General features: G+C 67.7%; 22 protein-coding genes and 4 pseudogenes. 5 read left to right on the top strand and 21 right to left on the bottom strand.

The genetic code is table 11. The features are described from left to right. Window positions 1–53: 53 nt before the first annotated feature. The 5 genes and pseudogenes from IAI58_RS17855 to IAI58_RS17835 form a co-directional block, all read right to left on the bottom strand. Entirely contained in the window at window positions 54–239 is a 186-nt protein-coding gene (locus IAI58_RS17855) for a hypothetical protein (protein ID WP_208776144.1), read from the bottom strand. Beyond that, entirely contained in the window at window positions 229–804 is a 576-nt protein-coding gene (locus tag IAI58_RS17850; RefSeq protein WP_208776142.1) for a type II toxin-antitoxin system VapC family toxin, read from the bottom strand. The genes IAI58_RS17855 and IAI58_RS17850 overlap by 11 nt, the downstream gene beginning before the upstream one ends. 2 nt (window positions 805–806) lie before the next feature. Then, a complete protein-coding gene (locus IAI58_RS17845) occupies window positions 807–1607 on the bottom strand; it encodes a hypothetical protein (RefSeq protein ID WP_208776136.1) in 801 nt (266 codons plus the stop codon). After that, the gene (locus IAI58_RS17840; RefSeq protein ID WP_208776134.1) at window positions 1604–2533 is read right to left on the bottom strand and encodes an IS1595 family transposase; all 930 of its coding nucleotides are present in this window, start codon (window positions 2531–2533) and stop codon (window positions 1604–1606) included. The genes IAI58_RS17845 and IAI58_RS17840 overlap by 4 nt, the downstream gene beginning before the upstream one ends. 62 nt (window positions 2534–2595) lie before the next feature. After that, window positions 2596–2838 (bottom strand): annotated as a pseudogene (locus IAI58_RS17835) (IS30 family transposase); the annotation flags it as partial. 59 nt (window positions 2839–2897) lie between these two features. On the opposite strand from IAI58_RS17835, the pseudogene IAI58_RS17830 reads away from it, so the two are divergent. After that, window positions 2898–3332 (top strand): annotated as a pseudogene (locus IAI58_RS17830) (IS3 family transposase); the annotation flags it as partial. An 18-nt stretch (window positions 3333–3350) separates the two neighbouring features. Here the strand turns inward: IAI58_RS17830 and IAI58_RS23135 are convergent. Next, window positions 3351–3653, bottom strand: a pseudogene (locus IAI58_RS23135) (IS701 family transposase); the annotation flags it as partial. A 101-nt stretch (window positions 3654–3754) separates the two neighbouring features. Here IAI58_RS23135 and IAI58_RS17820 point away from each other — a divergent pair. Beyond that, complete coding sequence (locus tag IAI58_RS17820) at window positions 3755–3952, top strand: hypothetical protein (RefSeq protein WP_208776009.1); 198 nt, start codon at window positions 3755–3757, stop codon at window positions 3950–3952. Here IAI58_RS17820 and IAI58_RS17815 read toward each other — a convergent pair. Continuing rightward, a complete protein-coding gene (locus tag IAI58_RS17815) occupies window positions 3933–5153 on the bottom strand; it encodes an IS256 family transposase (RefSeq protein ID WP_207451421.1) in 1221 nt (406 codons plus the stop codon). The two genes, IAI58_RS17820 and IAI58_RS17815, sit on opposite strands and share 20 nt — an antisense overlap. Before the next feature lie 99 nt (window positions 5154–5252). Here IAI58_RS17815 and IAI58_RS17810 point away from each other — a divergent pair, with 99 nt between their 5' ends. After that, window positions 5253–5522, top strand: coding sequence for a hypothetical protein (locus tag IAI58_RS17810; protein WP_207451419.1), 270 nt, complete (start codon window positions 5253–5255; stop codon window positions 5520–5522). 3 nt (window positions 5523–5525) lie between these two features. Here the strand turns inward: IAI58_RS17810 and tnpC are convergent, their stop codons facing one another. From tnpC to IAI58_RS17790, 4 genes and pseudogenes are all read right to left on the bottom strand, one after another. Then, window positions 5526–7058, bottom strand: coding sequence for an IS66 family transposase (tnpC, locus tag IAI58_RS17805; protein WP_408906225.1), 1533 nt, complete (start codon window positions 7056–7058; stop codon window positions 5526–5528). A gap of 46 nt (window positions 7059–7104) precedes the next feature. Next, a complete protein-coding gene (gene tnpB / locus IAI58_RS17800; protein ID WP_207451417.1) occupies window positions 7105–7449 on the bottom strand; it encodes an IS66 family insertion sequence element accessory protein TnpB in 345 nt (114 codons plus the stop codon). Continuing rightward, window positions 7446–7847: an IS66-like element accessory protein TnpA gene (tnpA, locus tag IAI58_RS17795; RefSeq protein WP_207451415.1), complete on the bottom strand. Its 402-nt coding sequence runs from the start codon at window positions 7845–7847 to the stop codon at window positions 7446–7448. Before tnpA ends, tnpB begins: the two co-directional genes overlap by 4 nt. A 332-nt stretch (window positions 7848–8179) precedes the next feature. Next, window positions 8180–9217 (bottom strand): annotated as a pseudogene (locus tag IAI58_RS17790) (IS701 family transposase); the annotation flags it as partial. A 409-nt stretch (window positions 9218–9626) separates the two neighbouring features. Here IAI58_RS17790 and IAI58_RS17785 point away from each other — a divergent pair. Both IAI58_RS17785 and IAI58_RS17780 read left to right on the top strand, forming a co-directional pair. After that, window positions 9627–11228: an ABC transporter substrate-binding protein gene (locus IAI58_RS17785; RefSeq protein ID WP_207450335.1), complete on the top strand. Its 1602-nt coding sequence runs from the start codon at window positions 9627–9629 to the stop codon at window positions 11226–11228. A 389-nt stretch (window positions 11229–11617) separates the two neighbouring features. Beyond that, window positions 11618–11842: a type 2 periplasmic-binding domain-containing protein gene (locus IAI58_RS17780; RefSeq protein ID WP_207450333.1), complete on the top strand. Its 225-nt coding sequence runs from the start codon at window positions 11618–11620 to the stop codon at window positions 11840–11842. 143 nt (window positions 11843–11985) lie between these two features. Here the strand turns inward: IAI58_RS17780 and IAI58_RS17775 are convergent, their stop codons facing one another. The 10 genes from IAI58_RS17775 to IAI58_RS17735 form a co-directional block, all read right to left on the bottom strand. Then, window positions 11986–13059 carry an acyl-CoA dehydrogenase family protein gene (locus tag IAI58_RS17775; RefSeq protein ID WP_207450331.1) on the bottom strand — a complete coding sequence of 358 codons (1074 nt, stop codon included), beginning with the start codon at window positions 13057–13059 and terminating at the stop codon, window positions 11986–11988. A 13-nt stretch (window positions 13060–13072) separates the two neighbouring features. Beyond that, entirely contained in the window at window positions 13073–14056 is a 984-nt protein-coding gene (locus IAI58_RS17770; protein WP_207450330.1) for a Bug family tripartite tricarboxylate transporter substrate binding protein, read from the bottom strand. Window positions 14057–14127: 71 nt separating this feature from the next. Next, a complete protein-coding gene (locus tag IAI58_RS17765) occupies window positions 14128–16290 on the bottom strand; it encodes an acetate--CoA ligase family protein (protein WP_207450328.1) in 2163 nt (720 codons plus the stop codon). Next, window positions 16287–17486, bottom strand: coding sequence for a CaiB/BaiF CoA transferase family protein (locus tag IAI58_RS17760; protein ID WP_207450326.1), 1200 nt, complete (start codon window positions 17484–17486; stop codon window positions 16287–16289). Before IAI58_RS17760 ends, IAI58_RS17765 begins: the two co-directional genes overlap by 4 nt. After that, window positions 17483–18646 carry an acyl-CoA dehydrogenase family protein gene (locus tag IAI58_RS17755; protein WP_207450324.1) on the bottom strand — a complete coding sequence of 388 codons (1164 nt, stop codon included), beginning with the start codon at window positions 18644–18646 and terminating at the stop codon, window positions 17483–17485. The genes IAI58_RS17760 and IAI58_RS17755 overlap by 4 nt, the downstream gene beginning before the upstream one ends. A gap of 3 nt (window positions 18647–18649) precedes the next feature. Continuing rightward, entirely contained in the window at window positions 18650–19210 is a 561-nt protein-coding gene (locus IAI58_RS17750; RefSeq protein WP_336512710.1) for an enoyl-CoA hydratase-related protein, read from the bottom strand. Beyond that, window positions 19144–19449 carry a hypothetical protein gene (locus IAI58_RS23400; RefSeq protein WP_336512707.1) on the bottom strand — a complete coding sequence of 102 codons (306 nt, stop codon included), beginning with the start codon at window positions 19447–19449 and terminating at the stop codon, window positions 19144–19146. The genes IAI58_RS17750 and IAI58_RS23400 overlap by 67 nt, the downstream gene beginning before the upstream one ends. Further along, the gene (locus IAI58_RS17745) at window positions 19446–20054 is read right to left on the bottom strand and encodes a carboxymuconolactone decarboxylase family protein (RefSeq protein ID WP_207450314.1); all 609 of its coding nucleotides are present in this window, start codon (window positions 20052–20054) and stop codon (window positions 19446–19448) included. The genes IAI58_RS23400 and IAI58_RS17745 overlap by 4 nt, the downstream gene beginning before the upstream one ends. A gap of 17 nt (window positions 20055–20071) precedes the next feature. Further along, complete coding sequence (locus IAI58_RS17740) at window positions 20072–21313, bottom strand: CaiB/BaiF CoA transferase family protein (protein WP_207450312.1); 1242 nt, start codon at window positions 21311–21313, stop codon at window positions 20072–20074. Continuing rightward, window positions 21306–21938, bottom strand: a complete 633-nt coding sequence (locus IAI58_RS17735; RefSeq protein WP_207450310.1) for a glutathione S-transferase family protein — start codon at window positions 21936–21938, stop codon at window positions 21306–21308. The genes IAI58_RS17740 and IAI58_RS17735 overlap by 8 nt, the downstream gene beginning before the upstream one ends. Between the last annotated feature and the right edge of the window lie 22 nt (window positions 21939–21960).

The raw sequence follows: 21960 nt of genomic DNA, 5'->3' as shown, positions 1-21960 counted from the left end.
GCACTTCGCAAACACGGGCTGCCGAGTAGGACTGTCGCCCTAGCCCCGCTGGATCAGCCGCCCTTCTTCCCCTTGGGCGCCTTCGGCGGATTTGGCGGCGCCGCGCCCTTCGGCTTCTGGCGCGCGATCACGGCCAGTTTGGCGCGGAAGTCATCCTCGTCCTCGTTTGCGCCCAGCTTGCGCGCCGCTTCAATGAAGCGAAGCTTCTGGACTGAAGCCGCGTCTGACTTACGGGTCATAGGGCAGCTTCGGGTTTGGGTGGATCGGGGGGCATCGCGTGATGCGAATGACGCGCTCAGCGAGTACCATCTGTTCGGGATCGAAGCCGGTGCAGCAGTTCTCATAACCGAGGATCGGGACTGACTTGCTTCCGTCTGCGTCCTTGCGTCCGCCCTTGTCGAAGGTGTGGATAGCGGCGAGCCTGACCGACCACGCCTCCCCTAAGTGAACCGCCGTCGCGAGCATGATGGCATCGGGCGTGCTCAGCGTCCGCCGCTGCCCTCTTGCATCCATGTAGGGCAAGTCGCGGAGCCGCGCCGCGAGTGTCATCACGTTGGGCGACGGATCGAAAGGAACGATGGCGCTAAGGTAGTCGTCCATAAAATCTTCGAATGAGGGCGCTACTTTCAGACGAGAGGGAAGCACTTCGGCGGCGGCTATGCTGGACACGTAGATCTTTATGCGGCCAGTTCTTGCGTCCTCTAGATGAGCCTTGATGCTATCGATGTCGTAGGCGTGCGTTTCGTCGCACAGATAGGCGATAAGAACGCAGCTGTCCCAGAAGTATTCGCGCTCCACAGCCATGACTACCAGTCCTCGCCGGTAGTGGCGCCCGGAAGCATCGCGCCGCGCCATCGAATGAGATCCGGTTTCTGTTTGACGATGTGGACCTTGTTGATGTCTACCCGAACCGGGATCTGCTGTTCCCCATCGTAGTGCGCGAGACCTTCTATCCTCACGCGCTCCTCAAGGAGTTCGCGGATTTCGGGCACGCGAGATTTATTCACCACGCAATCGATCTCAACTCCGCCGGCAGTCGTCACCAGCTTGGCCCGCAACGTCTCGCCACGGCTGTCCATGACGCGCAGGACGCCGTCGAAGGCGCCCCTCGCGAGGCCGTGATAGTAGCGGTGACTTAGTTGCTGAACGGGATGGCGCATCAACTCGCGCGTCCGCTGGGATTGCCGGTGCAGGTAATCGTCAACGCGCACCACGTTGCTGCTAGCGAAGGAGACTTCGCCGTGCGCGAAGTCGGAATCTACCCCCTTCGTGAGGCTGGTGACCGTCGCCAAGAGCCCTTCGGGCAGCTCTTGGGCATGCCGATCACCATTGTAGATCGCACCCAAGGCACGCTCGTAAGTGGCGACGCCGGAAGCGGTCGGCCTCTCACGCGTCTTCTGCTTCTCGCGAATCTTGACCTTGGCACTACCAATGGCCAAGTCGGTGATGACGAACTGGTGAAGCTGCTTTCCGTTCGCCAGCTTGTCGGCCGCCACGAGCCCACGAAGGAAGGCCGTAAGCTTCCGGGCGAACACGTCGGCTCGGACCAGACGGTTGTCTGTCTCCAGACCGTGTAGCACCAAAGTTGCTTGCTTCTCTTCGATCACCGCCGCCTCCCGGCGCCTTCGGCCAAGGACGAGTCCCGGTAGGTCAACCGCTTCCCTACAATTCCACCCAACGCGCGGTTGATCCGACCGGCATCATCAATACCAAGCGCGACGCGATTGTTGTACCGAAAATCAAACTCCGCAACGTAGCGTTGAAGATGCTTCTCAGCGCAGTGCTGGTAGACGCCCTTCATTCCGCGCTTGAACACGCTGTAGAAGCCTTCGACTGTGTTGGTGTGCGCGGCACCGCGCACGTACTCGCCCTTGCCGTGCTTAACGACCTCATGGGCCGGGAAGTCGCTGCGGAGCGTCACGTACTGGCCGGCTTCATCCGTCATGATGGCTGTGCCGGGCTTCACATGCGCGCGGATGATCGGCAGCAGATCCTTTGCGGCGGTGCCATCCACGTGGAAGGAGCGCGCAGCGCCGCCGCGCTCAACCAGCGTCAGCACGGCATTCTTGTGCGCGTAGCCACGGGCGTTCATCGGCTTCTGATACTTCGTGCCGATGAAAGTCTCGTCCACTTCGACCGTCGCGCTGTCGCCGCCGATCGGCGGCAGGCTGCCGGCCGTCATGGCCTCGCGGATGCGATGTGCCATGAACCAAGCCGTCTTGTACTGCACGTCCAGCACCCGCATGATCTGGTGCGCGCTGATACCCTTCTTGCTGCTGCACATTAGATAGACAGCTTGCAGCCACAGGTTCAGCGGAACATGGCTGGACTCAAAGACCGTGCCCACCGTGACCGTGAACTGACGCTTGCACGGGCCGCATCGGCGAAGGCCGGCGCGGCCCCCCTTGACGCCCGTGATCCGCTCCTTGCCGCCGCAACGCGGGCAAACCGGGCCATTGGCCCAAAGGGTGCGCTCAAGCTCCACCCGGGCGGCGTCGGCATCGTGGAAGTAGGGGGCGGACAGGACGGACACGGGCGATCTCCTTGACCAGAATCCTATGGCCAGGGTTAGTGTTTGTCAAATACATAATCCCCTAAAGATAAGCCAGCCACCAGACCCCGCGATATCTCCTCGCGCTCCTCCAGCGTCAGAGCGCGGGCAGATCGCTGCCGCAGCGGCGGCGCAATACCGCCTTTGGCTTGCAGCACACCAAAGATCGAGCCCGCGGGCTTGCCGAGAGCCCGTCCGATGTCACTGAGCGACTGGCCGTCCTTCCATCGGATCCAAAGCTCCCTTTTCTGCTCCGCAGATAAGCCAGGCCGGCCGGTTCGCGCCATCGTGGATCCTCCCGGAACATCATGAAATCAATCATGTTGCGCTGACCAGTTGAACCCACCATCGGCATCTTCTCGGAAACCCCGAGATGAGGTTCCGTGTCATCGCCGCCCATGCCGGTACCTGGCCGATCCGGACCGCCTGTCGTGTGCTCGGCGTTTCTGCTTCCGGCTACTACGCCTGGCGGACGCGTCCCAAGAGCGCCAGAGCCGTGGCCAACCGGCAAATCCTGGCCGACATTCGACGCCTGCACGCCAGCCACTACGGCCGCTACGGCAGCCCGCGCCTACAGGTCGCTTTGCGAGCCAAGGGACACCACGTGAGCCGTGGCAGGGTTGAGAGGTTGATGCAGGCCAACGGGATCCGAGCGATCGCTGGCCGGCGCTTTCGTCCAACCACCACCAACAGCCGCCCTGACCTCGCGGTCGCCCCGAACCTGCTGAACCGGCAGTTCGCGGTCACCCGGCCCAATACAGTCTGGCTGGCCGACATCTCCTAGCACTACCTGGGCATTTTATGATGAGGTGACAGGAACCTGCGTCGGCAGTGCGGACATCGGATCGGCGTGACGAGATGGCTGAACAGGCGGTCGAGAATGGCGCGTCGCACGGCGGGCAGGCTTGGTGAGGGTGGCGGGCCCGGCATTGGGGGCCGCATTTTCCCCCCGCCTCGTCCGGCGGTGCGCGGCGAGGCGGAGGTGCTGCAGGTAGGCACAGGCGATGCAGCTCATCAACGCGTGTCGGTGCAGGCCTGTCCAGGACCGTCCCTCGAAGTGGCCGAGCCCGAGTTCCTGCTTCAGCTGCTGGTGCGCCTGTTCGTAACCGTCGTCTGATCCCCATCCAGCTCAGCGCTTGACGTGCCCTGCTGCCCTGGCGGTCTGTACCGGTTATCCTGCATGCCGGTTGGAGGTTGAGGGGGATGGCGGGCGAAGACGATCTCCGGGAGCGGCTCCGCAAGATCGAGGCGTTGATTGCGGGTGCAGGAACGGCGGGTGAGCGGGAGGCGGCCGGGGCGGCGCTGGAGCGGGTCAAGGCACGCCTGGCCGAGCAAGCGGGACTGTCAGGAATTTCGTGTGCGGCGGAGCGGTTGAACATGCTCAGGCCATGGCGCGAGTGAAGCGCTCGCCGAACAGAACGGCGAACTGCGCCTTAGCCATGGACCATTCCCGCGGCGGCATGGTCCACTCCTTCTCCGCCCGGTGCAAGACCAGAAACAGCAGCTTCAGGGCGGCCTCATCCGTGGGGAAGTGCCCTCGGCTTCGAACTGCACGGCGCAGCTTCGCGTTCAGCGCCTCAATGGCATTGGTGGTGTAGAGGAACCGTCTGATTTCGACGCTGAATGCGTAGAACGGCACGACCTCGGTCCAGGCGCGGCGCCAGCTCTGGCCAATGGCGGGATATTTCTGGCCCCAGAATTCTGCTTCAAAGGCAGTCAGGGCCGCTTCGGCGGCGGCGGCATCCACGGCCTGGTAGATCGCCTTCAGCGCCGCGGCCACGGGCTTGCGGTCCTTGTAGGCGACGAAGTCCAGGCTCTGGCGCAGGAGGTGAACAATGCAAGTCTGCACCACGGCCTCCGGGAACACTGCCAGGATGGCCTCAGGGAAGCCCTTCAGCCCGTCTACCACCGCCAGCAGCAGGTCCTCGACACCGCGGCCGCGCAGCTCGTTCATCACCCGCAGCCAGAACTTCGCACCCTCATTCTGCTCCAGCCACAGGCCCAGGATCTCCTTGCCACCGTCGGCCCGGACGCCCAGCGCGATGTGCACCGCCTTGTTGCGGACAAGGCCCTCATCCCGGATCTTCACCCGCAGGGCATCGAAGAACACCACCGGGTAGACGGGCTCCAGCGGCCGGTTCTGCCAGGCGCTGATCTCGTCGAGCACGGCATCCGTGACAGCGCTGATCAGGTCGGGCGAGACCTCGATGCCGTAGAGTTCGCGCAGGTGGCCCACGATCTCCCGCGCGCTCATGCCGCGGGCGTACATCGAGATGACCTTGTCATCGAAGCCAGGGAAGCGCCGCTGGTACTTGGCGATCAGCTGCGGATCGAAGCTCGCCTGCCGGTCGCGTGGGATCTCCAGCGCCAGCTTGCCACTGTCAGTGACCACCGACTTCCGGCCATAGCCGTTGCGGCTGTTGCCTTCACCACCCTCTCCGGCCAAGTGGTGGTCCATCTCGGCGTTCAGCGCCCGCTCGGTGAACGCCTTCTTCAGCTCATCCAGCAGGCCGCCCTGCTCGAAGGCCGTTCTGGCGTCCGCACCGGCCAGCAACTGGTCCAGGATCGCATCCGGGATCCGCGGCTCTTTCCGTCGGGCCATAGGGGGTCTCCTTCTTCCCTACTATGCCCCGCCACACACGAAATTCCTGACAGTCCCGAGCAAGCCCGCCGTGACCCGGCCGTGGAGCAGCAGTTCTCAATGCCGGACAGCTGGTCCCGGCAGCTCTTCGTCGCCCTCTGCCGCCGCTACGGGCTGAGGCCCTATCGCTACCCTCGCCAGAAGCGCACGACGGTAATGCTGCGCGCGCCCAAGGGCTTCCTCGATACGGTCCTCTGGCCCGAGTTTCTGGAACTGGAGCGGGCGCTGCGGGCGCATCTGCAGGGCGTGACCACGCGCATCATCCACGACGCGGTCCATGCCGATACCAGCGACGCGGAGGAGGTAAACCCCGCCTTGCCGGGGCTCTGATGGCTACGCCGCTGCGGCGGTGTCCCGGCCCCAGGTCCAGGGGAGAAGGGCATCAAGCCCGTTCGAGCGCACGTCGCCGCGGACCATCCGCTGCAGCACGTCGGTCAGCCAGGCCTCGGGCTCAACGTCATTCATCAGGGCCGTCCGGATCAGCGTCGTCGCGATGGCCCAGTTCGCGCCGCCTGCCTCACTGCCTGCGAACAGCGCCGCCTTGCGGGTGACGGCCACGGGCCTGATCTGCCGCTCCACCGTGTTTGTATCCATCTCCAGCCTGCCGTCCTCAAGGAACCGCACGAGACCGCCCCAGTGGCGCAGGCCGTAGCGGATGTCCCCGGCGAGCTTGGAGCCCTGGCTGAGGCGATCCAGCTGCGCCCGCAGCCAGATCTCGAGGGCGGCGACCAGCGGCGCGCTCCTCTCGCGACGGATGGCGCGGCGCTGCTCCGCCGAGCGGCCCCGGATCTCGCGCTCGATCCGGTAGAGCTCCCCGATACGCAGCAAGGCCTCGGCGGCGATGGGCGACTTCGTGCCCGCATGGACCTCAAAGAACCGTCGGCGCAGGTGCGCCCAACAGAAGGCCAGCGTCACCGAGCCGTCGCGGCGCTCCCGCCGCATGGCCTTGAACCCGTCATAGCCGTCGACCTGCAGCACGCCTCGGAACCGGCCGAGATGAGCAGCGGGTCGCGCTCCCTTGCGGTCCGGCGCGTAGGCATAAGCGACCGCAGGAGGAGCCCGCCCCAGCCAGGGGCGGTCGTCGACGGCATAGGCCCAGAGGGCCCCCTTGCGGGTTCGCCCGCGACCGCGCTCCAGGGTGGGAAGTGGCGTGTCGTCGGCGAACACCCGTCCCTGTTTCCTGACATGCTCCAGGACCCGCTCGTAGAGAGGCCGGAGCCACCAACAAGCTGCCCCGACCCAGTCGCAGAGGGTCGAGCGGTCGAGCCTCACCCCGCTGCGGCGGAGGATTGCCACCTGGCGGTACAGCGGCAGGCCGTCGCCGTATTTCGAGACGAGCACATGCGCCAGCAGCGCCTCGGTCGGCAGACCGCGCGTCACCGCGTGCTCCGGGGCAGGCGCCTGATGAACACCGCCCACGCAGCCACGACAGGCCAGGCGCGGGCGGACGGTCACCAGCACCCGCAGCCTCGCGGGCACGACGTCGAGCCGCTCTGACCGGTCCTCGCCGATGACGCGCATGTCGCTGCCGCAGCAAGAACAGGTCCGGCTGGCGGGTTCCAGCACGCGCTCCACTCTCTCGAGGTGCGGCGGCAAGGCGCCGCGGTTCCGGCGCGCCGATGGGCGTCCGCGAGGGCCATCCTCCCCCGGCGCATCGTTCGCGGGCGGCGGGGGTGGCACGTCGCGGCCAAGTGCAAGGACAAGCTGGCCGGGATCGATGCGCTCGGCACTCTGGCCGAAGCGTGCGCGGTTGAGCGCGTGGAGCATGCCCTCGAGTGCCGCGATCCTCGCCTCGGCGGCAGCCAGCGCAGCGCGCAGGAGAACCACCTCCGCGTCCGCCCCGTTCGTGTCATCGGCTGCTGTCACGCAGGAATCGTCGCAGGCCGCGCCGCGTCGGTGCAAGCGAAAGCTGCTACGTCGCGCTCGGCCGCCACACCCGCTGTGGGTTGCGCCAGTCCAGGCCCTCGAGCAGCATCGAAGTCTGCGCCACCGACAACGCAATCCTGCCGGTGTTCGTCACCGGCCACTGGAAGCGGCTCCGTTCCAAGCGCTTCTGGAAAAGGCACAGGCCTTGACCGTCATGCCAGAGGCATTTCACCAGATGGCCCCGGCGCCCACGGAAGAGATAGACCGCACCCGAGAACGGATCCTCGCCGAAGGTGGTCTGCACGAGAGCGGCAAGCCCGTCCATGCCACGCCGCATGTCCGTCACCCCGCAGGCGAGGAAGATGCGTGTGCCCGGCGCGGGACCGATCATCGCCTCTCCAGTGCCGCAAGGACGCGCCGAAGCGCCGCCTCGTCTACCCCGGCATCAACACGGACGACGACACCACCTGGAAGCGCGATCTCGATCCGTCCGTCACCAGGCAGCGAGGCGGCCTCAGCAATGACGGCAGGCGCATTCTCGCAGGGGGCTTCCTCCGCTGCGATCGCAGGGAGCCCTGGCGTGATCGGCGCCGGGGTGACCGCCATCAGCAGCTCGCGTCGCCATGTATAAAGCAGTCCCGTGCCGATCCCCCAGCGCCGTGCCACATCGACCGCGGTGACTGTGGGGTCCATCGCCTCGGCGACGATCCGCAGCTTTTGCTCGGGGCTCCAGCGGCGGCGCCGTTCACCGCGGGTCACCACTTCCACGAATTCCGTACGGGCACTCATACGATCACTCATAGGAGTGCTCGCCTCCGTGCTCCCGACCAGATCCCCGTCCACTGCCTGCCCTCTCTCCAGAAGGCTCAATCCTCCTCCCCAGAGCTGTGCACCTCAACCATGGGGGTCAGACGACGCTTACCGGGGCTCCAGCGGCGGCGCCGTTCACCGCGGGTCACCACTTCCACGAATTCCGTACGGGCACTCATACGATCACTCATAGGAGTGCTCGCCTCCGTGCTCCCGACCAGATCCCCGTCCACTGCCTGCCCTCTCTCCAGAAGGCTCAATCCTCCTCCCCAGAGCTGTGCACCTCAACCATGGGGGTCAGACGACGCTTACGCCTGTTCGCAGATCCAGCGTCCTTTGATGGTGGCCGCCAGCGCCCGCAGCGGTGTGTCGGCGGACAGGTTGCTCAGATAGTACTTCCGCTCGCCGCTAGAGCGCCATTCGCCGACCAGCCAGGCTTCATCACCCGGCAGATGCCGGTTGTTGCCCCAAACCGCGCCGTCGCCCACCCGGATGCGCGCCGCGGCGAACCGGGCCGCCAATGCGCCCTTGGTACCCTGCCGCCAGGCGATGCGGCGCCAGGTTTGCGAGGCCAACACCCTCTCCGCCTCTGCTGGCTCTTCGTTCGGCACTGGCTTACGAGCCCGTCCCTGCGGCGGCACCAGCTGCACGGCGGCGCTGTAGACCTTCTGGTTGCGCGGGATGCCCACCGCCCAGCGCAGATCCCGAGCATCCAGGCCCTGCCGGAACGCCGCACTTGCGCCATAGCCCGCATCGGCCAGCACAGTGCCGAACCGCACGCCCGCCGCCCTCAGCCGGTCGAGTTCGTCCAGTGCGATTTCGGCCTTGGTTCGCGGCGCCATCGCCGCCTCCGGCACGCCTGCCTGGGCACAGCGTGCAGGGTCATCGGTCCACTTCTCCGGCAGGAACAGCCGTAGACCGACCGGAACAGGCACCTCGCCCTGTGCCAGGGTGAGCGACACCAGCGATTGGCAATTGGCCTTCTTGCCGAGTTGGCCGCAGTACTGCGGCAGCACGCCGACTGACATCGTGCCTTTCTTAGGCAGCGCCGTGTCATCGATCACCAGCCAAGCCTGCGGACCGCCGACCAGCTTGTCGGCCTGCTGCGCCAGCACCGACCACAGCGGCGCATCATCCCAGGCGGGGCTGGCGATGAAGTGCTGCAGCTGGTCGTGGCCGCCCAAGCCAAGCCGGGCGGCCATCGGCTGCAGGCTCTTGCGCTCGCCGGGTCCGAGCAGACCCCGCAGGTAGAGCGGTGCCCAGGTGCGGCGGGTCTTGCGCCCCAGAACCTCCAGGAACGGCGCTAGCCAGCGATCCAGATCTGCTCCACCACCAAGGATGCTCGTCATCATCGTCGCCTCCAGCAGGAGGCGTCGCACACCATCAGATCATACGCAAACAAAATGCCCAGGTAGTGATAGCGTTCATTGCCTTCCAGACCTACATCAACTAGGTGCCGGTGCCGGAACTGAGGCTCAGCGACATCGTCGTGACGTCAGGGCTGTGATGGAAGCGATCGGAGCCGGCCTGCTCTACCTCCCGTCCTTACAGCCCTGATACCAAGTCTCTCACTCCACATGGGCTGAGTTCACGGGCGAAGGCCAGACCTCGGAGCAGGACCTCACGCTGCGGCTACGCCGTAATTGCCCTGCCAGGTTCGCTGATTCCTGCCTGCGCGCTTCCCGTTCAGGCCGTCAGAAGGGTTGCGCTTTCGCCCAACCTCCCGTTCCATGTTGCAGCAAAACGGGAGAAGCTTTCATGATTCAAAGACGTTCACTGCTCACCGGGGCGGGCGCCGTCGCTGGTCTTGCCATGACGGCACCATCCCATTTCGCTATCGCCCAGCCGGCCCGCCAGCGCGTCCTGAAGCTGGTGCCACAGGCCAACCTGACCAGCCTGGACCCGGTATGGACCACGGCGAACATCACCCGCAACCACGCCTACATGATCCACGACATGCTGTACGGCATGGACGCGAATTTCATGCCGCGTCCGCAGCTGGCGGAAGGCGCGGTCGAGGAGGATGAAGGCCGCACCGTCACCATCACCCTGCGCAACGGCCCCCGCTTCCACGATGGCGAGAAGGTGCGCGCCCAGGACGCCGTCGCCAGTCTGAAGCGCTGGATGAAGCGCAGCCCGATGGGTCAGAAGCTGGCCATGTTCGTGGATGAGCTGGCGGTGGTGGACGACCGGCGCCTTCGCTTCCGCATGAAGCGCCGCTTCCCGCTGCTGCTGAATGCCTTGGCGCAGGTGAGCAACAGCCCCCCCTTCATCGTCCCGGAGCGGCTGGCCACCACGGATGCCTTCACCCAGATCCGTGATACCACCGGCTGCGGCCCCTTCCGCTTCAAGGAGGACGAATTCAACTCCGGCAGCATGGTGGTCTATGAGCGCAATGACGCCTACAGTCCCACGCCGACCGGTACGCCCAGCCTGACGGCCGGCCCGAAGCTGCCGAAATTCGACCGTGTCGAGTGGCATATCATCACCGATGCTTCCACCGCCGCCGCCGCTCTGCAGACGGGTGAGATCGACTGGTTCGAACAGCCGCCACCCGAGATCCAGCTTCTGCTGAAGCGCAACCGGCAGATCTCCATCGAGGAAATCGACCCGCTGCCGCTGGTGGGAGTGCTGCGCTTCAACCACCTGCACGGACCCTTCAACAACAAGAAGATCCGCCAGGCGCTGCTGCCCGCCATCAATCAGACAGATTTCATGAGCGCCATCGTCGGGCCGGAGCCCGAGATCTACATGGACAATGTCGGAGTCTTCACCCCTGGCACGCCGCTGGCGACGCAGGCGGGGCTGGAGCCGCTGATGGGCCCCCGCAGCGTGGACAAGGCCAAGGCGCTGCTGAAGGAAGCCGGCTACAACAACGAGCTGATGCGCCTGATCGGCCCGACCGACATCCTGGCTCCCTCCGCCATGACGCAGGTTGCCGCTGATCTCGTCCGCAGGCTGGAGTTCAACGCGGATATCGCGCTCAGCGACTGGGGCACGGTCGTGCAGCGCCGCACCTCGCGCGAACCGGTGGATAAAGGCGGCTGGAGCATGTTGCTGACCTCCTTCTCGTCCTTCGACTTCGTCGATCCCTCCGCGCATTTCCCGCTGCGCGGCAATGGAGCTGACGCCTGGGTCGGCTGGCCGAACATGCCACAGCTGGAGACATTGCGTGACGAATGGTTTGTGGCCCCGGACCTCGCCGCGCAGAAGAAGATCACCGAGGAGATGCAGCGCATCGTCATGGATGAACTGCCCTACATTCCTGTTGGGGCATACAAATCCATGACGGCGATCAACAAGAACCTGAAGGGGCGTGTGTCAGGTTTCGCGATCATGTGGAACCTGGAACGGGCCTGACTGCTCCGGGAAGAACGAGGAGGGAGAGTGCCTTCTCCAGGCATGAGTTCCAGAAACTTACGCGTCTGGAGGATTTCTGCTTGGTGCGGAGGATTCATCTCTCTGAACGGTCTGCGCCGGGGTCGGCGAATGCGATCCCGGCGCCCAGCACATGCTGGGCTCTCAATGACTCGGCTGAGCAGCGCATGATCGGCTCCGCCCAAGCCGCAGCGAACGCCTTTGGCGTACCGTAATGCATTGCCGAAGTCACGCCTGTGGGCATCTGCAGGCCTTTGCGCGCCGGGACGGCGCGCCGATCGGATGCATCGGCGGATAGCGCCGGATTCGACCGATAGCAGTCATGCCCCAGAGGTGCCCACCCGGATGGGGGAAGATCAGGCTATGTCTTCGTGATCTGGCTAGGCCTGCTGGCACCAGCCGGGCTGCCGAAAGCGGAACAGGCGCAGTTGAACACCGACCTCCGGGCCGTGATGGCCGACCCTCGTGGCGGGATGGTGCGCCCGCAACGAGCTGGAGCCGCGACCCTCCTCCCCCAGGAATTTGCCAGCTACATGCCGGTCGAGACGGAACGCTTCGCCCGCTTCGTTCAGGAAACGGGCATGCGTATCGAGTAGGCTTGGCCCCCCCGATCGCTCCGGGCGGGCGGCAAAGGCTCGCGGCCTCGTCAATGGACCGCCCCGACGGATGAACGTGCCTTTGCCTGGCAGGCTGGGTGTTTCCGACGACTTCTGTCGTGCCATGAGGGGAAGGCCGAGGTTCAGTCCCCAGCCGCCGTCTGGTGTCGCATGAAACTTGCGCGGTGGAAGGCGGCCGAGCCGAATTGGTTGGCCAGCACCATCGCCTTCCGCAGGTACAGGCCGACATCGTATTCGTCGGTATAGCCGATGGCGCCGTGCATCTGCACCGCTTCCCGCGTCACGCGCAGCGCGGCCTCGGCGGTGCGGGCCTTGGCGCGGGAGACGACGGCCTGCCGTGCGCCGCCCGCGACGCCGTCGTCGAGTTTCGCGGCGGCATCCTCCACGCTGGCGCGGGTGAGGGCCAGCTGGATCTTCAGATCCGCCGCGCGATGCTGCAACGCCTGGAAGCTGCCCAGCGGCTTGCCGAACTGATGGCGGGCGCGGAGATAGTCCAGCGTCATGGCGAAGGCGCGCTCCATCACCCCCAGCAGGTAGGCGGCGGTACCCAGCGCAGCCTCGTCCAGCGCCAGGGCCAGGGCCCCGGCCGCCTCTCCGCCCAGCGGCCGTCCCGCGGGGATGCCGGGCCTCAATGTCCCGTAATGGCCGCCATCCTGGGTCTGCAGGGTCTCGAGCGCGGCGGAGCCGGTCTCGAGCAGGTACAGCGCCAGCCCACCGTCCTGCCGCAACGGCAGCAGGAAGGCATCGGCCCCGGCGGCCATGGGCAGGAAGCAACGCGGCGCATCAGGGTTGCCCGGCGCATCCAGCGTGTCGGGGGCTTCCTGCCAGGCCGTCAGCACCAGCTTCTTTCCGGCCAGCAGGAGGGGCAGCCACTCCGCCTCCCCCACCGCCGCCAGCAGCCGCGCGGAGAGGGCGCCGGCCAGCAGCGGTTCCGGTACCAGCGCGCGGCCAAGTTCCTCATACAATGCACAGGCCTCGGACATGCCGAGGCCGATGCCGCCCGCATCCTCCGGCAGCCGCAGGCCGATCCAGCCCAGCTCCCCCATCTCGGCCCAGACCGATGGATCGAAGCCCGGCATGGTGAAGCGCAGGCGCCGCACCCGTCCGAGATCGCCATCCGCCGGTACCACGGCGGCGGCGCTGTCGCGGATCATGCGCAGGGATTCAGCGCGGTCGTCGGTCAGGCTGGCGGACATGGGCGGAGCCTCCTCAGTTCAGCGTCACATTGGCCAGCTTCACCAGCTCGCCCCACTTCTTGTTCTCGGATACCATGAAGGCGGCGAGCTGCTCCGGCGCGCTGCCGACGACCTGGCCGCCCTGATCCGCGAGACTGCGGCGCACGTCATTGTCCTGCAGCGCCGCCGCAGCAGCATCATGCAGCTTCGCGATGCGGTCTGCCGGCGTGCCGGCCGGCGCGAAAAGCGCGTACCAGGTCTGAGAGACCACGCCGGGCGCACCGGCCTCGGCCATGGTCGGCACTTCCGGCAGGATCGGCGCGCGCTGCTCGGCCGTGACGCCCAGCGCCAGCACCTCCCCGCTGCGGATATGCGGCAGCACCACGGGCACATCGGCCAGGATCATGTCGATGGTGCCGGCCAGCAGGTCCGTCACCGCCGGCGCGGCGCCGCGATAGGGCACATGCGTGATGTCGATGCCGGCCTTCAGCTTGAACAACTCTCCTGCCAGATGCAGCGAGCTTCCGTTTCCGGCGGAACCGAAGGTCAGCTTGCCCGGCTGCTGCCTGGCCTGCGCCACCACATCGGCGACCGATGCCATGCCGCGTCCCTTCTTCACCACCAGGATCTGCGGCACCGACAGCACATGGGTGATCGGCGCCAGGTCCTTCTGCGCGTCATAGGCCATGCGCGGCATCAGGTGCGGCAGTACCACCAGCGCGCCGGTGGAGGCCAGCACGGTGGTCAGGCCGTCCGGCCTGCTGCGCGCCGCGGCCTCCACCCCCACCGCGCCGCCGGCGCCGGATCGGCTGTCCACCACCACGGGCTGGCCCAGCTTGGTCCCCATGACCTGCCCGATGATGCGGGCGATGATGTCGGCGGGGCCGCCGGGGGCGAAGGGGACGATCATTTTCACCGGCTGGTCCGGGAAGCTGCCCTGCGCCCGGGCAGCCGAGGACCAGAGCGGCGCGGCGCAACCCGCGGCCAGAAGGGCAAGGCTGTGGCGTCGGGTCAGCATGTTCGTTCCTCCTCAGCATCCCCGGCCGGCTGCCGGAGCGCAATTATTTATTAAACTAGGTTATTGGCTTTTTAGGAGATGACGGCGGCCTCGTCCATGGCTTTCGCCGCCGGTTCCAGCGCGATCAGCGCATCCACCGCGACAATCCGCTTGCCCGCGCAGACCAGCGGGTTGATGTCCAGCTCGGCGATGCGTCCCGGCAGGGCCGCGGCCAGCTCCGCTACCCGGCAGATCGTCTCCGCCAGCTCGTCCAGGTCCGCCGCCGGCATGCCCCGGAAGCCCGTCAGCAGCGGGAAGCCGCGCAGGCCGTACAGCATGCGCCGGGCCTGCGGCAGGCTGACGGGCGCCGGCGCCACGGCCATGTCGGACAGCAGTTCCACCAGCACGCCGCCCAGCCCCACCGCCACCACGGGTCCGAAGACAGGGTCCTGCCGCGCGCCGACCATCACCTCCACCCCGCGCGGCAGCATGGGCTGCACCAGCAGGCCGGAAAGCCTGGGCGGCGACGGCAGCGCGGCCAGGGCATCGAGCATCGCGGCATGAGCCTGCCGCAGCGCGGCTGCGTCGCGCAGGTCCAGCCGCACGGCGCCGGCCTCGGTCTTGTGCGGCAGGTCGGGGCTTTCCGCCTTCAGCACCACGGGGTAGTCCAGGGCCTCCGCAGCGGCGAGCGCGGCGTCGAGATCCTGAACTAGCCGCCCGCCCGCCACGGACAGGCCGCAGGCCGCCAGGACCGCCGTGGCGGCGGATTCCGTCATCACCGGCCCGGGGGCCGCATCCAGCAGCCGGCGCGCATGGTCCAGCGCGGCCTTGTCCAGGAAGCGGCTGGGCTGCTCGGCTGGCCGGGCGGCCCGGGCGGCACGCCGCTGCCAAGCCGACAGGGCAGCGAAGCAGCGGTCGGTGGAGGAGAAGATGGCCGCGCCGGACACGGCCTGGGCCATGCGCGCCACCTCCCCTTCCCGCGCCTCCGCCAGCCAGGGCACGCAGAGGAAGCCGCCATGCCGCGCCGCGATCTCTGCCATCACCGGGATGCGGTTGGCGGAGAAGGGATAGGCATGGGTGTTGGGATAGAGCAGCGCGCCAAAGCCGGGGTCCGCCGCCAGAGCATCGGTGCAGGCCACCAGCGCCCCGGCATCGTTCAGCACCTGGGCCGTCAGGTCGCAGGGATTGCGGGCGGAGCCGTATTCCGGGATGCGCGCGGCCAGCACGGCGGCGGCCACGGCGCCGGGCTGCGGCAGGGGCACGCCATGCCGCTCCGCCGCATCGGCCGCCAGGATGCCCGCGCCGCCGGAGGTGGAAACCACCGCCACGCCCGGCGCGCGAGGCGCGGCCGGTGCCTTGGCGAAGAAGGCGGCCATCTCCATCAGTGCCGAGAAATCCTCCACCAGCACGGCGCCGGCCTCGGCCAGCGCGGCGCGCCAGACGGCGTGGCTGCCTGCGATGGCCCCGGTGTGTGAGAGCGCGGCCGCCGCCCCCTCTTGCCCCGAGGCCATCTTGTGCACCAGCAGCGGCTTGCCCGCCCGCGCGGCCAGCGCTGCTGCGGCCAGCAGCCGGCGCGGCTCCGCCAGCCCTTCCAGCACGCAGGCGATGGCGGCGCAGCCCGGCTCCTCCGCCAGGAAGGCGGCGAGGTCGGCGGTATCCAGCCCGGCCGCATTGCCGGAGGTCAGCACATGACTGATGGCGATGCCCCGCTCCACCGCCTGCGCCAGCGCGAAGCCCAGCGCGCCGGACTGGCTGACGATGCCGACTGCCGCCCCCTGCGGCACGACCGGCTTCGGCCCCGCCGAGAAGGTGACACCCGCGCCCAGCAGGAAATTGCCGAAGCCCAGGCAATTGGGGCCGAGCAGCGGCAGCCGTGCAGCCCACGCCGCCAGCTCCGCCTGTTCCGCCACGCGGTCCGGCAGGCCGGTTTCGGAATAGCCGGCGGCGAAGACCACGGCACCGCCCGCCCCGGCCGCGACGCAATCCCGCAGCACCGCCGCCACGCCCTCGCGCGGCGTGGCGATGGCCACGCAATCCGGTGCCCCCGGCAGATCCGCCAGCGAGGGGTAGCAGCGGCGTCCGCCAAGCTCGGCGTAGCGCGGGTTCACCGGCCAGATCGAGCCGCCGTAACCTGTGAGGTTCTCCAGCACCCGCGCGCCAAAAGCCCCTTCCCGCATACTGGCGCCGACCACCGCGATACTGGCGGGGTGCAGCAGGCGGTGGAGCGTGGCATGGGGCGGCGACGGTTGGGTCATGGCTGCGTGGCGGATTCCGTGCCCAGCCATTCCGCCAGCACTTCCTCCGTATGCTCGCCCAGTTGCGGCGGCGCGCGGTCATAGACGACCGGCGTGCCGGAAAAACGCACGGGATTGGCAACGAATGGCATGGTGCCGGCGCGGGGATGCGGCATCTCTCCCCACATGCCGCGATGACGCAGCTGCGGATCCTCCAGCGCCGCGCCGAAGTCGTTGAGCGGGCCGGAGGAAATCCCGGCTTCGTTCAGCAGGGCCACCCATTCCCCGGCGGTGCGTTGGAGCAGCGCCCCCTGCAGCAGCGGCAGCAGTTCCGGCTTGTGGGCCATGCGCTGGCGGTTGGTGGCAAAACGCGGGTCCGCGGGCACATCCGGCAGGCCCAGCACGGCGCAGAACTGCGCGAATTGCCGGTCATTGCCCACCGCCACCATCAGCGGGCGGTCCGCGGTGTCGAAGCTTTGCCAGGGCGTGTTGATCTGCGAGGCCGTGCCGGCCCGCACCGGCATCTTGCCGGAGACCAGGTAGTTCATGGCGATGTGAGAATGCGACGCCACCTGCGAGTCCAGCAGCGCGAGGTCGATATGCTGGCCCTGGCCGGAGATGGTATCGCGGTGGTGCAGCGCCGCCAGGATGGCGATGGTGGCATAGAACCCGGCATTGATGTCGGAGACGCTGTAGCCCACCAGCGCCGGCCCGGCCCCTGGCGTGCCATCCGGGTTGCCGGTGACGCTGAGCAGGCCGCTCATGGCCTGGAAGATCGGGTCGTAGCCGGGCAGCGCGGCATAGGGCCCGTCCTGCCCGAAGCCGGTGATGGAACAATAAACCAGGCGCGGGTTCAGCGCGGAGAGCGAGGCGTAATCCAGCCCGTAGCGCGCGAGGCCGCCCGCCTTGAAGTTCTCGATGAAGACATCCGCCTTACTGGCCAGGGCCCGCAGCGCGGCCTGCCCTTCCGGCGTGGCGATATCCAGCGCCACGGAGCGCTTGCCGCGGTTCATGGCGAGGAAGGAGGAGGTGTCACCGGTCTCCTGGCCTTCCGCGTCCTTCTGCGGGAAGCCCATCCGCCGCACGTCGTCGCCGCCGCGCGGATGCTCGACCTTCACCACCTCCGCGCCGAAATCGGCCAGGATCTGCGCCGCCCAGGGGCCGGCGAAGATGCGCGTCATGTCCAGCACGCGGATGCGCGGCAGGGGGCCGCTCATGCCGGCAGATCCAGCACGTTGCGGGCCAGGATGTTGCGCAGGATCTCGGAGGAGCCGCCGAAGATGGTGGAGGGCCGCGCCAGCAGGAACTGCCCGGCGGGATGCAGGCCCTCTCCCGGCATGGGTTCCAGCAGGCCGGCATTCTCCCCCGCGATCTCCAGCATGGCGTCGGTGATCCGCTGGAACAGCTCGGTCTGCACGATCTTCAGGATGGAGACATCGGGGCCCAGCGTCTCGCCACGCTTCAACTTCGTCACGAAGGATTCGTACAGGGCCTTCAGGTCCGCCAGCTCCATGCTGAAGCGGGCATACTGCTCCAGGAAGGCGGGGTCCTGGTCGCGGCCCATGGCCACCGCCAGGGCCTTCAGCCGAGCCAGTCCGTTGGAGGACAGCTTGGGCGAACCGATGGCGATGCGCTCGAAGCCCAGCAGCGCCTTGGCATAGGTCCAGCCCTGGTTGACCTCTCCCACCACCATGTCCTTGGGCACGCGGACATTGTCGAAGAAGACCTCGCAGAACTCGTCATGCAGGTCCAGGTTGATGATGGGCCGCACCGAGACGCCCGGCGCATCCATCGGCAGCAGCAGGAAGGAAATGCCCTGCTGCTTCTTGCCGGACTTGTCCGTGCGGGCGAGGACGAAGATCCAGTTGGCGTCGTTCGCCAGCGTGATCCAGGTCTTCTGCCCGTTCAGCACCCAGTGGTCCCCGGCATCCGCCGCATCCAGCCGCAGCGCCGCGAGGTCGGAACCGGCATTTGGCTCGGAATAGCCCTGGCACCAGATATCCTCGCCCGAGAGGATGCGCGGCAGGAAGCGCCGCTTCTGCTCCTCCGTGCCGTGCTTGATCAGCAGCGGACCGAGCATGATCAGCCCCATATCGCTGACGCGCGCGCAGCCGTGGCGCTCCAGCTCCTCGATCATGATGAGCTGCTTGGTGGCGCCGAGCCCCATGCCGCCATATTCGCGCGGCCAGTTCGGCGCCAGCCAGCCCTGGCGGGAGAGCGCCATGTACCAGGGCTTGTTCTCGTGCCAGTGCAGGCGCCGCTGGGGGAAGCGCATCTGCGGCGGGTAGTTGGCCTCGATCCACTGGCGGACATGCTGGCGGAAAGCGCTGTCGTCCAGCTGGTCCAGCGCCTCGGGCGGCAGGGTATCCTGGTCCATGCGTCAGCGTCCCTTGAAGACGGCCGGGCGCTTCTCGATGAAGGCGCACTGGGCTTCCTTGGTGTCCTCGGCGGTGGAGAGCGCGGCGGTCTGCGTCTGCTCGTAGCGGTAGCCGTCGCGCAGCGGCATCTCCTCCGTCAGGAAGAAGGAGCGCTTGGCCGCCTGCACCGCCAGCGGGCTCTTGGCCGCGATCTGCCTCGCGATGGCCTGGGCCTCCTCCAGCAGCTTCTCCTTCGGCAGGCAGGCGGAGGCGACGTTCATCCGCAGCAGCTCCGGCCCGGGGATGCGGCGGGCGGTGTAGATCAGCAGCCGAGCATCGGATTGCGAGAAGAAGCGCAGGATGTGCCGCACGCCGCCGGCGAGGCCAACATCCACCTCCGTCATCGCGAAGAAGGCTTCCTCCGCCACCAGCACGATGTCGCAGCACAGCGCCAGCACGCAGCCCGCGCCGATGGCCGGGCCGTTGACGGCGGCGATGACGGGCTTGCCGCATTCCATCACGGCGTCGAAGGCCGCGCGCACCCGGCGGTTGTGGCCGGGATAGGCGCCGGCCTCCCCGGCCAGGTTCGGCCTCTCCCGCAGGTCGGCCCCGGCGGAGAAGGCGCGCCCCTCCCGGTCAGCACCACCGCGCGCACCTCTGGCCTGTCGTGCAGCACATCGAAGATGCGCGGCAGCTCGTCGCGGAAGACGCGGTCCTGCGCGTTCACCGGCGGCGCGTTCATGGTCACGGTGGCGACGTGGTTATCCAGCGTCACGACGAAGCGCTCCAGGCCCTCCAGGCCCGGTATGGGCGCGCCGCTCATTCGGCGGCATCCGCGTGGCTGCGGGCGGGCGGCAGCGGAAAGAGCCCTTCCGCCGGCGGTGCGACCGGTGGTGCGACGCCGTCCGGCAGCGGGATCTCATGCGCGTTCAGCGTCATGGAGACCATGGTGTAATAGCCGATGACCCCGGTCAGCTCGACCACGCCGCGCGCGCCCCAGCGGCGCTCCACGGCGTGGTAGGCCGCTTCATCCACCTGTCCGTTCAACTGCATCTGCCTGGTGTATTCGTAGATGGCGGCATCATCGGCATCGGTGAAGACAGGCGGCTCGCCGGTGCGGATCGCCTCGATGACATCCGCCGGCAGGCCGGCCTCGGCCGCGACGCGGGCATGCACCCACCATTCGACCTGGCTGCTCCAGCGCCGGCCGGTCACGATGATGGCCAGCTCATTCAGCCGTGGCGGCAGGCAGGTTCCGTAGCGCAGGAACTCGCCCAGGCGGGACCAGCGCTCGGCCAGGTCCGGGCTATGGATCACGGCGCGCAGCGGGCCGATGACCTGGCCGCGCGGGCCGGCCACCACGGCGTCGTGCACGCGCTTCTGCTCGGGCGACATATCCGCCGGAGCGGGCAAGGGAATGCGGGGCATGGGGTGTCTCCTCAGCCTCAGACGATGCCGCGGGATGCAAGGTCCTGGCGCGCGGCATCATCCATGCCCAGCTCGCGCAGGATCTCGTCGGTATGTTGTCCCAGCAGCGGCGGGGCGCGGTCGAAGCGCAGCGGGTTGGTGGTGAAGCGCATAGGGCTGACCACCTGCGGCACGGTGCCGGCCAATGGATGCGGCAGGTGGCGCAACATTTCCCGATGCTTTATCTGCGGATCATCGAAGACCTGCGGGATGTCGTTGATCGGCGCGCAGGGCACGCCGGCGGCATCCAGCGCCGCCATCAGCCCGGCGCGCGGCATCTCGCCGAAGCGCGCGGTCAGCAGCGGCGTCAGTTCGGCGTTGTTCCTGACGCGGTCCGGGTTCTTCACGAAGCGCGGATCGGTGGCCCATTCTGGCCGCCCCAGCGCCTCGCACAGCTTCGCGAACTGACCGTCGTTACCGACCGCCAGGACGAAATAGCCATCCGCGCAGGCGAAGACATCCTGCGGCTGGATATTGGGATGGCGGTTGCCACCGCGCTTCGGCGTGCGGCCGGAAACCAGCCAGTTCATGGCCTGGTTGGCCAGGAAGGCCGACTGTACGTCGAGCATCGCGAGGTCGATGAACTCCCCCTCCCCGCTCTCGCCCCTGCGCGCCAGGGCAGCGAGCACGGAGACGGCGGCATACATGCCGGTCATCAGGTCCACGATGGGCACGCCGACCTTCTGCGGGCCGCCGCCGGGCATGTCGTCCCGCTCGCCTGTCACGCTCATCAGCCCGCCCATGGCCTGGATGGCGAAGTCATAGGCCGCCTGGTCCGCGCGGGGCCCGTCCTGGCCGAAGCCGGTGACGGAGCAGTAGATGAGCCGTGGATTGACCGCGCGCAGGGAGGCCGCGTCCAGCCCGTATCTGGCCAGCGCGCCCGTCTTGAAGTTCTCCAGCACGATGTCGGCGGTCTTCGCCAGCTCGCGGATGATGGCCTGCCCCTCGGGCTTCGCCATATCCACCGTGACGCTGCGCTTGCCGCGGTTGACGGCCAGGAAGTAGCCGGCCTCCCGCGTCGCATTCCCTTCCGCGTTCTTCAGGAAGGGCGGGCCCCAGGAGCGGGTGTCGTCGCCGGCGCCGGGACGTTCGACCTTGATCACGTCGGCGCCGAGATCGGCCAGGATCTGCGTGGCCCAGGGCGCGGCCATGATGCGGCTGAGGTCCAGCACCCTCACATGCGAGAGCGGGCCGGTGCGCGGCGGCAGGCCGTCAGTCATCGACGATCCCCGTGGCGAGCACGGACGGCCGCGCGGCGAAGCCCTCATGCCAGGCCGCCAGGGCCGGGCGCCCGGCGCGCCAGTCCAGGTCGGCGAAGCGGAAATCCAGATAGGACAGCGCGCAACCCAGCGCGATGTGGCCCAGATCGAAGGGCGTGGCGCCGAGGTCCGGCGCGTCGCGCTCCAGCCGCGCCAGGGTGGCCTGCGACTTCGTGGCAAAACTGTCCAGCCATTCCTGCGTCTGCCGCTCGGCCGGTTTGTCACGCTCGTTGCGCCAGAGGATCAGCAGGTCGAGATAGCCATTGCCGAGCGCGTGGCGCGTCAGCGCCACCCAGCGCGCCGGCCCGGCGGGCGGCAGCAGGCGGCCACCGCCGGCCTGGGCGTCGAGATACTCGCAGATGGTGAGGGAGTCGAAGATCGTCGAACCATCCGGAAGCACCAGCGTTGGAATCTTGCTCAGCGGATTGTCGGGCAGCAGGTCATGGTTGGGCTGGCCCATGCGGACCACCGTGCGGACCAGTGCGATCTGCTCCACCAGGCCCAGTTCATGCGCCGCGATCATCACCTTGCGGACGAAGGGCGAGCGTGGGGACCAGTGCAGGGTTGGACGCGGTTGGGCTGACATCAGGCCAGGTCCTCCAAATATC

This window comes from Roseomonas marmotae, from assembly GCF_017654485.1.
GTDB lineage: Bacteria > Pseudomonadota > Alphaproteobacteria > Acetobacterales > Acetobacteraceae > Pseudoroseomonas > Pseudoroseomonas marmotae.
The sequence above is the reverse complement of the archived record's forward strand: the minus strand, read 5'-3'. Positions and strand labels throughout refer to the sequence as shown.